We start from the raw sequence: 12,918 nt of genomic DNA, 5'->3' as shown, positions 1-12,918 counted from the left end.
CGCCTTGCGTATTCTCGGGGCGTGCTTCTCTCAGACAAGGACATCCGGGCCGAGATCGACGCCGGGCGGGTGCGGATCGATCCCTACGACGAATCCATGGTGCAGCCGTCCAGCATCGACGTACGTCTCGACCGCTACTTCCGGGTGTTCGAGAACCACCGCTACCCCCACATCGACCCCTCGGTCGAGCAGGCGGACCTCACCCGGCTCGTGGAGCCGGAGGGGGACGAGCCGTTCATCCTGCACCCGGGCGAGTTCGTGCTGGCCAGCACCTACGAGGTCATCTCGCTGCCCGACGACCTCGCCTCGCGTCTCGAGGGCAAGAGCTCCCTCGGGCGGCTCGGACTGGTCACCCACTCCACCGCCGGCTTCATCGATCCCGGCTTCTCCGGTCACGTGACCCTGGAGCTGAGCAACCTCGCCACGCTCCCCATCAAGCTGTGGCCGGGTATGAAGATCGGACAGCTCTGTATGTTCCGGCTCAGCTCGCCGGCCGAGCACCCGTACGGCAGTGAGCGGTACGGCTCCCGCTACCAAGGGCAGCGCGGGCCCACGGCCTCGCGGTCCTACCTCAACTTCCACCGGACGCAGGTGTGAGCGGCATGCGTGAGAACCTCAGCTACGAACAGTTCGGCGTCGCCGTCCGCGAGCTCGCCCAGACCATCGCCGACGACGGCTACCAGCCCGACGTGGTGCTCAGCATCGCCCGCGGCGGCGTCTTCGTCGCCGGCGGTCTCGCCTACGCGCTCGACTGCAAGAACATCCACCTGGTGAACGTCGAGTTCTACACGGGCGTGGGGACCACCCTCGAGATGCCCGTCATGCTCGCGCCCGTCCCCAACGCGATCGACTTCACCGACAAGAAGGTGCTGATCGCCGACGACGTCGCCGACACCGGCAAGACCCTCAAGCTGGTCCGCGACTTCTGCCTCGACGCCGTCGCCGAGGTGCGCAGCGCCGTCATCTACGAGAAGACGCAGTCGCTGGTGAAGTGCGAGTACGTGTGGAAGCGCACCGACGAGTGGATCAACTTCCCGTGGAGCGTCCTCCCGCCGGTCACCCCCTCCGGTGAGGCCCCCGCCTTCAACAAGGAAGCCCTTTAAGGCTCGTCACAGCACCAGCACGATCTTCCCCCGCACATGCCCGCCCTCCGAGTGGGCGTGTGCCTTCGCGATCTCCTCCAGCGGGTACGTCCGCTCCACGCGCGGCGTGTAACGGCCCTGCGCGCCGAGCGCGGCCGCCTCGGCAAGGTACGTCGGGTCGTTGACCGTGTCGGCCGCCCGTACGCCCAGGCGTCCCGCGTTCAGGTGGTCGGCGACCGTCACCACGCGGGAGGGGTCGCCGGCGATCTCCACCAGCTCCCCGAGCGACCCCGACGCGGCCGTGTCGAGCACCAGGTCGATCCCCTGCGGCGCCACGTCCGCCAGACGCTCCGCGAGCCCCGCCCCGTACGTCATGGGCACCGCGCCCAGCGCCCTGAGGAACGCGTGGTTGTGCGCGCCCGCCGTCCCGACCACCGTGGCCCCTGCCGCGCCCGCCAGTTCGACGGCCGCGCCGCCGACCCCTCCGGCGGCGCCCTCGACCAGGAGCGTGCGGCCGGACAGCGGGCCGAGCGCCTTCAGGCCGCTCAGCGCCGTCACGGCGGCCAGGGCCGCCCCGGCCGCCTCCTCGTCGCTCCACGCCTCCGGCGCCGGCGCCCAGGCCGACAGCACCGCCAGTTCCGCCGTCGCGCCCGTCACCCCGCCGAGCCCGAAGACGCGGTCGCCGAGGCCGACGCCCTGCACGCCCTCGCCGATCCGGTCCACCAGGCTCACGGCGTCACGGCCCGGGATCGCCGGCAGGTCCACGGGGAGGAAGTCCCGCACCGCGCCGCCGCGCACCTTCCAGTCGACCGGGTTGACGCTCGCCGCGGCGACCCTGATCCGTATCTCGCCCGGGCCCGGAGCCGGGTCCGGGGCCTCCTCGACGGTGAGCACCGTCGGGTCGCCGTACTGGTGGTAGCGGGCTGCGCGCATGATGATCTGCCTCCTGCACACAACGGGACGGCCCCCGGCGTGATGTTCACGCCGGGGGCCGTCCCTGTCTTCCGCGCCCGGGTCAGTGCAGGCCCTTGAACGAGTTCCAGCCGCCCGAGCCGACCAGCACCCGGCTGCTGTACGAGCCCTTTCCTGTGGACGCGTACCGCCACAGCTTCCCGGCGGTGTCGCGGGCCAGCAGGTCGGTGCGGCCGTCGCCGGAGAGGTCGCCGGTGCCGACGAGGGCGGAGTAGGCGTTCCAGCCGCCGCCGACCCGCTCCCGCTTGGTCACGCTGCCGGCGGCGGTGCCGTAGTACCGCCACAGGACACCGGCGGAGTCCTGGCCGAGCAGGTCGCCGCGTCCGTCGCCGTTCAGGTCACCGGCGCCGGTGATCCGCTTGTACAGCTTCCAGTTCAGCTGGATCCGCACCCGTGCCTTGAGGTGGTGGTCCGCCGTGCCCGCGTAGAAGTAGATGTCGCCGGTCGTGGTCTGGCGGGCGATCAGGTCGGCGTATCCGTCGCCGTTGAGGTCGCCGGGTGACGTCAGCAGGTCGTACTGGCCCCAGCCCTGGCCGATCACCGTGTACGGCGACGAGGCGCCGACGACCTTGCCGCAGCCGGGGCGGTAGGCCCGCAGCTCGTTGCCCAGCCGGACCAGTACGTCGGCGCACCGGTCGCCGTCCACGTCGCCGACGGGCACGATCACCGCGCCGGCGGGAAACGCCCCTGCGGTCCCGGCGGTGCGGGAGTTCACTCCGCCGGTCCCGGTGCCCCGGTACATCCACACGACCCCGGCGGAGTCCGTGGCCAGCAGGTCGCCGAAGCCGTCGTCGCCCGCCATGTCCCGCCACACGGCGGCGCCGCCGGTGACCTTCACGGTCCCGGAGACGGACAGGCCGGCGCCGGTGCCGTCGGCGGGAGTCGCGGCCAGGGTCCAGGTGTAGGCGCCGTTCGGGACGTACCGCCCGGCCGCGTCCTTGCCGTCCCAGGAGGAGGACAGGCGGCCGCGGGCCTCGCCGCCGGACAGGGTGCGCACGGCCTTGCCGCTCGCCTTGTTCTTCCAGGTCAGCGTCCAGGAGGCGGCGGGCTTCGACAGCCACCAGCGGGACGTCCAGGTCTTCCCGGCCTTGATGTCCAGGGCGGACGACGACGTCTCCGCGTCGATGACGGCGAGGGGGGAGGCCGGGACGCCCGAGGGGACGATCCGCACCCGGCGGTCCGCGCCCGTGTAGGCGACGTGTCCGCCGAAGCGGTCCACGGTCCATCCGGCCCGGGGCACGGTCCGGGCGCCCAGTTCCGCCGCGGTGACGATGACGCGCTGGGGCAGGTCCGCCTCGGTGGCGCCCGCCTGGAGGCCCTCGTGCAGGTCGACGAGGGTGAGGCCGGTCGTGTCCGACTGACGGACCAGGTAGCCGTCCCCGAGGAGCGCCTTGTCGGTGCCGAGCTTCAGGGAGCGCCCGGTCTGCCGGTCGTGGACGCCGCCGCCCCGGTAGTTGGGCCAGGAGTCGTCGCACTGCCAGTACACCCAGCGCCCTACGGCCTGCAGTTCGCGGGGGACGCATCCGGCGTCGAAGGTCTCGCCCGCGGCGCCCGTCGACAGGTTCTTCGCCGTCACCGTGGTCGGGAGGTTCTGACCGGGGTCGTCCCAGCCGGCGGTGGCGCTCCACAGGGTGCTGCCCCAGACGGCCGACGCGGTGATATTCCGCTTCTCGAGGACGCTGCCGGTGTCGCCGTCCTCGAAGCGCAGGACGGCCTGCGAGCCGCCCCAGGCCTGATTCACCACGCCGTACCGGCCGGACAGGTCGACGAGTTCGGGGGCGCCGAGCCCGGAGGTCACCCGCGGGCCCCAGGCGGAGTCGCCGTTGCGGTAGAGCATGGTGACGTCCTGCTCGGCGCCGGCCTCGCGGCCGTGGTGCCCGTCGCCGGAGGCGAACATGGTCACGCAGTAGCCGTTCTCGCTGTCGCCGCAGTCGCTGTCGCGGCCGCTGACGAGGCCGTCGACGGTCGAGTGCAGCTCCTCGGGGCGGCCGGAGGTCTTCAGCCAGGTGCTGCGGTAGGCGCCGACGTAGGTGTGCGGCATGAAGAGCTTGGAGTCGTCGGCCGTGGTGAGGATGCCGCTGCCCAGCGAGATGCCGAACGGTTCGGCCTCCCGGTCCTCGATGTCCGCGACGCGCCTGCGGGTGACGGTGCCGTCGGCGGCGGGCGTGAGGAGGTGGTAGCCCCAGTCGAGCGGGCCGTAGTCGGTGTCCTTCTCGGCGCCGGCCACCAGCAGCGAGCCGTCGGGCGTGCGGTGCACCGAGGGGGAGGCGACGGTCAGCAGCGACTTCCAATTGCCCTCGGTGTCCTCCAGGGCCAGGTGGTTGCCGCGGTACTCGTTGTCGCCGGGGTTGGGCGGGGCCACGGTGGCGAACCGGCCGGCGAAGGGCAGGATCGTGTAGTCGTGCGCGCCCACCTCCCGCAGGTCCAGGGTGGTCGGCTCCGCGTCCAGGTCGTCCCGCCGGTACACCTGGGCGGCGTAGGACTCCGGGGCGCCGAGGTGGAAGACGGTGTCCTGGTCGAACCAGACCTGCTCGCCGTGCGTGGAGAGCGCCTTCAGGGACCCGGTGGCGAGGTCGACGACCCACCACCCCTGGTGCATCGTGGTGTCCTCCCACTTGATCGCGCGGACGGCCACGGACCGGGAGTCGCCGTTGCTGATGGTGAGGTTCCAGCCCTCCGGCAGGCCCTCCAGCTTCTGGTCCCGCACCTGGCCGTTCTCCGTGCGCAGCAGGTGCAGGCTCGTCACCGCGTTCTCGGCGCCGGTACGGGTGATGACGGTGTCGCCGTACGTGGCGACGTACGACTGGCCCTCCGGGATCGGGACCGTGACCGTCGGTCCGTCGCCCGCCCGCTGCTGGAGCGTCACGTGCGGGGACGGGGACGCCGCGTAGAGGGCGACGGTGTCGGAGCCGTGGCCGAACTCGCCGGGGTACCGGTCGAAGCGGAAGTCGTCGACGTCGTAGGCGAGCGGCTTGGGCAGCCGGTGGTCGAGGACGGTCGTCGTGCCGGTGGCGTAGTCGATCCAGCGCAGGCGGTCGTCGCCCTCCCGCGCGGTGAGGAAGCCGGTCTCGCCGGTGTTGAGGACGAGGGTGGCGCGGGGCACGAAGCGGGCGCCGGGGCTGATGACGACGGGTTCGGCGGATGCCGTGGCCGGGTCGGCGGCGGTGGCCGTCCCCGTGGTGGCGCCGATGCCGGCGGTCACGGCGAGCGTGACGACGAGAGCTGTACGGCCGAGCGCACGCCGACGGCGCACGGCCCGCTTGTCCAGCGGACGATTCACGTGTGAAGTCCCTCCCCAGGGCGCCGCGCAGGGGGGCGTGTCACGATGTCGCCGCTCGTCCTGCGCGAGCAGGGGCGACAGTAGCAGGAGGTGATCACGGCGCGGCAGGGGTGGGACCCCGGCGTCACGTGCACACCGGGGCCCGACCGGACGGGTCCAGAGCGGGGCTAGAACGTACCCAGCTTCACGATCGACAGCAGTGCGATCAGCTGGATGGACGACGCGCCCAGGGCCTTGGGCCAGGGCAGGTCGTGGGAGCGGCTGACCATCAGGGTGAGCAGGGCGCCGCCCGCCACCCAGGTGGCCCAGCCGAGGAGCTGTACGAAGGTCGCGTCGCCGCCCGCGAACATGGCGAACACCAGACGCGGGGCGTCGCTGATGGACATGATCAGCATCGACAGTCCGACGGTGGGCTGCCAGGCGCCGTTGCCGCCGAGCTGGCGGGCCAGCGTGTGGGTGACCACGCCCAGGACGAACGCGCTGATCACCAACGCCACGGCCGTCGTCAGCACGATCGGGATCGCGTTGGACAGCGTCGCGTTGATGGCGTCCTCGCGGGCGCCGTCGAAGCCGAAGACGGCGAGCAGGCCGTAGAGGAACGTCACGACGAGGGCGGGGCCCCACATCGTGTAGTCGCGCATCTGCAGGAACGTCTGCTGCGGCGACAGGACGATGCCCTTCAGCAGGGCCTTCCAGTGCAGCCGGGGGCCGACCGGGCCGGCGGGCGGCTGGTGGACGTCGTCCTGGCGGTACTGGTCGTCGATCGAGAACGCCTGCGTGTGACCGGGGTTGTTGGCAGCGTACGGGTCGTGCGGGGCGCCCTGCGGCCCGGTGGGGTAGCCGCCGTCACCGAAGTACTCCGGCTCGCCGTGACCCCCGTGACCGCCGTAGCCGCCCGGGGCGCCGCGGCCGGCGTGCGGCTGCGGCCAGGGGCTTCCGCCGCCCGCGCCCTGCCCGTAGGAGGGCGGCTGCGGTGCCGGCGGGTAGCCGTACGACGGCGCGGGCGGTGTCTGCCGCCCGTGCGGGGGGTGGGGCGGCCGCCCCTGGGGCGCACCGTCGTTGTTCCGTCCGCGTCCGATCCTGAATCCAGCCACGTAACTGAACGTACCTGGTCCGGGGCGGCCGTGTGCCGGGCCCCGGCCACGCGGCCGGGCATTGCTGCCGAGCTGTGACATCCCCTAAGGGGAGTACCCGCATCACCCGGAAGGGGAGTGTCCGGAGCCCTCGGACGGGTCTGCCCGGAGACTCCGGGAACGCCGAAGGGGCCGCCCCTCAGGGCGGCCCCTTCGGCACTCGGCCTGCGTTACTTCACCGGCTCCGGCTCAGGCGCCGGTTCCGGCTCCTCCTCGCCCGCCGGGTCGACCGGGGTCTTGACCGACTCCAGCAGGAGCTGGGCCACGTCGACGACCTGGGTCGACTCCTTGGCCTTGCCGTCGTTCTTCTTGCCGTTGACCGAGTCGGTCAGCATGACCAGGCAGAACGGGCAGGCGGTGGAGATGATGTCCGGGTTGAGGGACAGGGCCTCGTCGACGCGCTCGTTGTTGATGCGCTTGCCGATCCGCTCCTCCATCCACATCCGCGCGCCGCCGGCGCCGCAGCAGAAGCCCCGCTCCTTGTGGCGGTGCATCTCCTCGTTGCGCAGGCCCGGGACCTTGCCGATGATCTCGCGCGGAGGCGTGTAGATCTTGTTGTGGCGGCCCAGGTAGCACGGGTCGTGGTAGGTGATGAGGCCCTCGACCGGCGTGACCGGGATCAGCTTGCCCTCGTCCACCAGGTGCTGCAGCAGCTGCGTGTGGTGGATGACCTCGTAGTCGCCGCCGAGCTGCGGGTACTCGTTGCCGAGGGTGTTGAGGCAGTGCGGGCAGGTCGCGACGATCTTCTTCGCGGACCGGGGCTTCGCCGACTCCGGCGTCACCTTGCCCTCGTCGTCCATCTCCTCGCCGAACGCCATGTTCAGCGCCATGACGTTCTCCATGCCGAGCTCCTGGAACAGGGGCTCGTTGCCGAGGCGGCGGGCGGAGTCACCCGTGCACTTCTCGTCGCCGCCCATGATCGCGAACTTGACGCCCGCGATGTGCAGCAGCTCCGCGAAGGCCTTGGTGGTCTTCTTGGCGCGGTCCTCCAGGGCGCCGGCGCAGCCGACCCAGTACAGGTACTCGACCTCGGACAGGTCCTCGATGTCCTTGCCGACGACCGGGACCTCGAAGTCGACCTCCTTGAGCCACTCGAGGCGCTGCTTCTTGGCCAGGCCCCAGGGGTTGCCCTTCTTCTCCAGGTTCTTGAGCATCGTGCCCGCCTCGGACGGGAACGCGCTCTCGATCATGACCTGGTAGCGGCGCATGTCGACGATGTGGTCGACGTGCTCGATGTCCACCGGGCACTGCTCGACGCACGCGCCGCAGGTGGTGCAGGACCACAGGACGTCCGGGTCGATGACGCCGTTCTCCTCGGCGGTGCCGATCAGCGGGCGCTCGGCCTCGGCGAGGGCGGCGGCGGGCACGCCGGCCAGCTGCTCCTCGGACGCCTTCTCCTCGCCCTCCATGGTCTTGCCGCCGCCGGCCAGCAGGTACGGGGCCTTGGCGTGGGCGTGGTCGCGCAGCGACATGATCAGCAGCTTCGGGGACAGCGGCTTGCCGGTGTTCCACGCGGGGCACTGCGACTGGCAGCGGCCGCACTCGGTGCAGGTGGAGAAGTCCAGCAGGCCCTTCCAGGAGAACTGCTCGACCTGGGAGACGCCGAAGACGTCGTCGTCACCGGGGTCGGTGAAGTCGATCGGCTTGCCGCCGGAGGTCATCGGCTGCAGGGCGCCCAGCGCCGTGGAGCCGTCGGCGTTGCGCTTGAACCAGATGTTGGGGAAGGCCAGGAAGCGGTGCCAGGCCACACCCATGTTGGTGTTCAGCGAGACGACGATCATCCAGACGAACGACGTCCCGATCTTGATCATCGCGGCCAGGTAGACCAGGTTCTGCAGCGTCCCGACGGACAGCCCGTCGAAGAGCTGGACCAGCGGGTACGAGGCGAAGTACGCCGGCTCGTAGCTGTCGACGTGGTGCAGGGCGCCCTCGAGGCCGCGCAGCACGTAGATGGCGAGGCCGATGATGAGGATGACGGCCTCGACGAAGTACGCCTGGCCGGACTTGGAACCGGTGAAGCGGGACTTGCGGCCGGGCCGGGTCGGCAGGCTGAGCAGGCGGATCACGATCAGGGTCGCGATGCCCAGGATCGTCATGACGCCGATGAACTCGATGTACAGCTCGAACGGCAGGAAGCCGCCGATGACCGGGAGCGTCCAGTCGGCCTGGAAGAGCTGGCCGAAGGCCTGGGCGAGGGTCGGCGGCAGGGTCAGGAAGCCGACGGCGACGAACCAGTGGGCGATGCCGACGATGCCCCACCTGTTCATGCGGGTGTGGCCGAGGAACTCCCGCACCAGGGTCACACTGCGCTGGTAGGGGTTGTCGGTCCGGGTGCCGGCCGGGACCGGCTGGCCCAGCTTGAAGTACCGGACGAACTGGCCGATCGCGCGTGCGAGCAGCGCAACGCCGACCACGGTCAGGACCAGCGACACGATGATCGCGGCGAGTTGCATGGGGGCTCCTCGGGCCTGCGAGGGGTTCAGGGGGCGGTTGTGTCGGGGGGTTCACCGGGGTGCGCCGTCCGGCATCCCTCAGGCTTCCGGCCGGCGGCCGGCCGGTTCCGTTCGGTTCCGTCCGGCTTCCCCGAGATTACTAAGCGGTAACTTATGCAGTCCGTCTGAGACTACCCCCATCTCAGGCCGCACTGTAGCCGGGCGCGGGGTGATCTGAATCGCTGAGGGTTGCCTATGAAAGCGCCCTTCCGGGGGTGTCCCGGATGGCGTCCGGGATCCGATCGTGTTATTCACGCCAAATCAGTCCATACGCCCCTAACTTATATCCGTGCTCTACGGGATCGCCGCCGCCGCCACCGCACTGCTGCTCTCCGCCTTCTTCGCCGGAGTGCTGCGGACCCCCGCCCTGCGTCTGGGACTCACCGACCGCAGGCGGCGCCGGCCCCTGCCGCTGTCCGGGGGAACGGCCGTCGCGCTGGCCACCGTCCTAGTCGCGGCCGGCGGCGACGCCACCGGTCTGCTGCCGCTGGGCTCCGGGGTCGGCCGGGTGGTCACGGCCGCCGGCTGTGTCGCCCTGCTCGGGCTGGCCGCCGACCTCCGGCGGCTGCGCTGGTGGGTCACGCCGGCCGGCACGGCGGTCGCCGCGGGCTTCGTCGTGCCGTACGAGGAGACCGGCGTGGCCGCCGGAGCCGCGGCCGTGGCGTGGATCGCCGTCGTGACCGCCGCCTTCCGGGGGCTGGACCACGCCGACGGGCTGGCCGGCACGGTCGGCGCGGTGGGCGCGTTCGGGGTCGCCGCGTGCGCCACGGCCGAGCTGATGGACGGCCTCGCCGCGCTGCTGGGCGTGCTGGCCGCCGCGCTCGCCGGGTTCCTGCTGCACAACTGGTTCCCCGCGCAGGCGGGCCTCGGGGCGGCCGGCGCGCTGTTCACCGGTTTCCTGCTGGCCGCGTCGGCGGTTTTCGTACGGGCCGGGCAGGGAATCGGAGCCGGGGCGTCCGTGCTGTACGCGCTGACGGCGATCGCGTGTGCGGACGCGGCCCTGGTGGTACTCGGGCGGCGGCTCGACCGCCGTACCGTGACCCGTGGACGCCCCGACCACCTCGGGCACCGGTTGCGGCGGCTCGGTCTCGCGCCCCGCGCGGTGCCGGTGCTGCTGGGCGCCGGTGCCGCGGCAGGGGTGCTGGTCGCGGTGTGCGTGCACACCGGCAGGCTGTCCCCCGGGGCGGCGTGGTGGGTCGCGGCGGGCGTCGCGGCGCTCGTGCTGATGCTGGTGAGGCGTCCCGTCACCCCTGTTTTCCGTCCGCGTCAACGTGTCGCCAGCGCGTCGCCGCAGGTCACAGCGCAGTTGCGTGTAAGGAGCGGATAAGAGTTGAGTCTGCTCGACTCAGCTCTGTTGACCCGGCGGCGGCCGTCATGCATGCTTGAGTCTGTTCCACTCAAGTCAGCTGGAGGAATCGAAATGGCACGTGCGGTCGGCATCGACCTGGGCACGACTAACTCCGTCGTCAGCGTTCTGGAGGGCGGCGAGCCCACCGTCATCACCAACGCCGAGGGCGCCAGGACCACGCCTTCCGTCGTCGCCTTCGCCAAGAACGGTGAGGTGCTGGTCGGCGAGGTGGCCAAGCGCCAGGCCGTGACCAACGTCGACAGGACCATCCGGTCGGTCAAGCGCCACATGGGCACCGACTGGAAGATCAACCTGGACGGCAAGGACTTCAACCCGCAGCAGATCAGCGCCTTCGTGCTGCAGAAGCTGAAGCGGGACGCCGAGGCGTACCTGGGCGAGAAGGTGACCGACGCGGTCATCACCGTCCCGGCGTACTTCAACGACGCCGAGCGCCAGGCGACCAAGGAGGCCGGCGAGATCGCCGGTCTGAACGTGCTGCGCATCGTCAACGAGCCGACGGCCGCCGCCCTGGCGTACGGCCTCGACAAGGACGACCAGACGATCCTCGTCTTCGACCTCGGTGGCGGTACCTTCGACGTCTCCCTCCTGGAGATCGGCGACGGTGTCGTCGAGGTGAAGGCCACCAACGGTGACAACAACCTCGGTGGTGACGACTGGGACCAGCGCGTCGTCGACTACCTGGTCAAGCAGTTCCAGGCCGGTCACGGCGTGGACCTGGCCAAGGACAAGATGGCGCTGCAGCGTCTGCGTGAGGCCGCCGAGAAGGCGAAGATCGAGCTGTCCTCGTCCACCGAGACCTCGATCAACCTCCCCTACATCACGGCTTCCGCCGAGGGCCCCCTGCACCTCGACGAGAAGCTGACCCGCGCCCAGTTCCAGCAGCTGACCGCGGACCTGCTCGAGCGCTGCAAGACCCCGTTCAACAACGTGATCAAGGACGCCGGCATCTCCGTCAGCGAGATCGACCACGTCGTCCTGGTCGGCGGTTCGACCCGTATGCCCGCCGTCGCCGAGCTGGTCAAGGACCTCACCGGCGGCAAGGAGGCCAACAAGGGCGTCAACCCGGACGAGGTCGTCTCCATCGGCGCCGCGCTCCAGGCCGGTGTCCTCAAGGGCGAGGTCAAGGACGTCCTCCTGCTGGACGTCACCCCGCTGTCCCTCGGTATCGAGACCAAGGGCGGCATCATGACCAAGCTGATCGAGCGCAACACCACGATCCCGACCAAGCGTTCCGAGATCTTCACGACGGCCGAGGACAACCAGCCGTCGGTGCAGATCCAGGTCTACCAGGGCGAGCGCGAGATCGCGGCGTACAACAAGAAGCTCGGCATGTTCGAGCTGACCGGTCTGCCGCCGGCGCCGCGTGGCGTCCCGCAGATCGAGGTCTCCTTCGACATCGACGCCAACGGCATCATGCACGTCACGGCGAAGGACCTCGGCACCGGCAAGGAGCAGAAGATGACCGTCACCGGCGGTTCGTCGCTCCCGAAGGACGAGGTCGAGCGCATGCGCCAGGAGGCCGAGAAGTACGCGGAGGAGGACCACGCCCGCCGCGAGGCCGCCGAGGCCCGCAACCAGGGCGAGCAGCTCGTCTACCAGACCGAGAAGTTCCTCACGGACAACGCGGACAAGGTGCCCGGCGAGATCAAGACCGAGGTCGAGGCCGCCGTCGCCGAGCTGAAGGAGAAGCTCAAGGGCGAGGACACCGCCGAGATCCGCACGGCCACGGAGAAGGTCGCCGCCGTCTCGCAGAAGCTGGGCCAGGCGATGTACGCCGACGCCCAGGGTGCGCAGGCCGCGGGCGGCGCCTCCGCCGGCGCCGGTGAGGCCAAGGCCGACGACGACGTCGTCGACGCCGAGATCGTCGACGAGGACCGGAAGGACGGTGCGGCGTGACGGAAGAGACCCCGGGCTTCGACGAGCAGCAGCAGCCCGATGTCCCTTCCGGCGCCACGTCCGACGACGCCGAGCCGCAGGCCGCCGCTCCCTCTCCCGAGGAAGAGGCGGCCCCGGCCGGGGACACCGAGCAGAACGCCGCTCTGGTGGCCCAGCTGGACCAGACCCGCAGCGCGCTGAACGAGCGCACGCAGGACCTCCAGCGCCTCCAGGCCGAGTTCCAGAACTACCGCCGCCGTGTCGAGCGGGACCGGGCAGCCGTGAAGGAGACCGCCGTGGCGAATCTCCTGACCGAACTGCTCCCGGTGCTGGACGACATCGGCCGCGCCCGTGAGCACGGCGAGCTGGTCGGCGGCTTCAAGTCGGTGGCCGAGTCGCTGGAGACCACGGCGGCCAAGCTGGGCCTCCAGCAGTTCGGCAAGGAGGGCGAGCCCTTCGACCCGACGATCCACGAGGCCCTGATGCACTCCTACGCCCCGGACGTCACCGAGACGACGTGCGTGGCGATCCTGCAGCCGGGGTACCGCATCGGCGAGCGCACCATCCGCCCCGCGCGGGTGGCCGTCGCCGAGCCGCAGCCCGGCGCGCAGACGGTCAAGCCGGCCGAGGAGGGCACGGAGGCGCAGGCCGAAGGGGAGAACAAGGAGAACGGTGGCCCGGAGGAGGGCTGACGTCACGGCTGACGCAGGGAAGG

Annotated in this window: 9 protein-coding genes; 5 read left to right on the top strand and 4 right to left on the bottom strand. The window is 71.0% G+C overall.

Features of this window, described 5'->3' with window-relative positions:
* The first annotated feature begins 21 nt into the window (after positions 1 to 21).
* Complete coding sequence (gene dcd, locus ACQY0Z_RS06010; RefSeq protein WP_189897643.1) at positions 22 to 597, top strand: dCTP deaminase; 576 nt, start codon at positions 22 to 24, stop codon at positions 595 to 597.
* Positions 594 to 1,103, top strand: a complete 510-nt coding sequence (locus tag ACQY0Z_RS06005) for a phosphoribosyltransferase (RefSeq protein WP_019524242.1) — start codon at positions 594 to 596, stop codon at positions 1,101 to 1,103. Before dcd ends, ACQY0Z_RS06005 begins: the two co-directional genes overlap by 4 nt.
* Before the next feature lie 6 nt (positions 1,104 to 1,109).
* On the opposite strand, the gene ACQY0Z_RS06000 is transcribed toward ACQY0Z_RS06005, so the two are convergent.
* The 4 genes from ACQY0Z_RS06000 to ACQY0Z_RS05985 all read right to left on the bottom strand — a co-directional run bounded on the left by ACQY0Z_RS06000 (position 1,110) and on the right by ACQY0Z_RS05985 (position 8,920).
* Entirely contained in the window at positions 1,110 to 2,015 is a 906-nt protein-coding gene (locus ACQY0Z_RS06000) for an NADP-dependent oxidoreductase (RefSeq protein ID WP_439811930.1), read from the bottom strand.
* An 82-nt stretch (positions 2,016 to 2,097) separates the two neighbouring features.
* Positions 2,098 to 5,334 carry an FG-GAP-like repeat-containing protein gene (locus ACQY0Z_RS05995; protein ID WP_439811929.1) on the bottom strand — a complete coding sequence of 1,079 codons (3,237 nt, stop codon included), beginning with the start codon at positions 5,332 to 5,334 and terminating at the stop codon, positions 2,098 to 2,100.
* Positions 5,335 to 5,501: 167 nt separating this feature from the next.
* A complete protein-coding gene (locus ACQY0Z_RS05990) occupies positions 5,502 to 6,509 on the bottom strand; it encodes a Yip1 family protein (protein ID WP_254587292.1) in 1,008 nt (335 codons plus the stop codon).
* Between the two features lie 128 nt (positions 6,510 to 6,637).
* Positions 6,638 to 8,920: a (Fe-S)-binding protein gene (locus ACQY0Z_RS05985; RefSeq protein WP_254587291.1), complete on the bottom strand. Its 2,283-nt coding sequence runs from the start codon at positions 8,918 to 8,920 to the stop codon at positions 6,638 to 6,640.
* Between the two features lie 328 nt (positions 8,921 to 9,248).
* Here ACQY0Z_RS05985 and ACQY0Z_RS05980 point away from each other — a divergent pair, with 328 nt between their 5' ends.
* The 3 genes from ACQY0Z_RS05980 to grpE all read left to right on the top strand — a co-directional run bounded on the left by ACQY0Z_RS05980 (position 9,249) and on the right by grpE (position 12,895).
* Positions 9,249 to 10,286 carry an undecaprenyl/decaprenyl-phosphate alpha-N-acetylglucosaminyl 1-phosphate transferase gene (locus ACQY0Z_RS05980; RefSeq protein WP_189897637.1) on the top strand — a complete coding sequence of 346 codons (1,038 nt, stop codon included), beginning with the start codon at positions 9,249 to 9,251 and terminating at the stop codon, positions 10,284 to 10,286.
* Positions 10,287 to 10,379: 93 nt separating this feature from the next.
* Positions 10,380 to 12,224, top strand: a complete 1,845-nt coding sequence (gene dnaK / locus ACQY0Z_RS05975) for a molecular chaperone DnaK (RefSeq protein WP_189897636.1) — start codon at positions 10,380 to 10,382, stop codon at positions 12,222 to 12,224.
* Entirely contained in the window at positions 12,221 to 12,895 is a 675-nt protein-coding gene (grpE, locus tag ACQY0Z_RS05970; RefSeq protein WP_189897635.1) for a nucleotide exchange factor GrpE, read from the top strand. Before dnaK ends, grpE begins: the two co-directional genes overlap by 4 nt.
* Positions 12,896 to 12,918: the final 23 nt, after the last annotated feature.

The organism is Streptomyces sp. P9-2 (genome assembly GCF_051903975.1).
GTDB lineage: Bacteria > Actinomycetota > Actinomycetes > Streptomycetales > Streptomycetaceae > Streptomyces > Streptomyces cellulosae.
The sequence above is the reverse complement of the archived record's forward strand: the minus strand, read 5'-3'. Positions and strand labels throughout refer to the sequence as shown.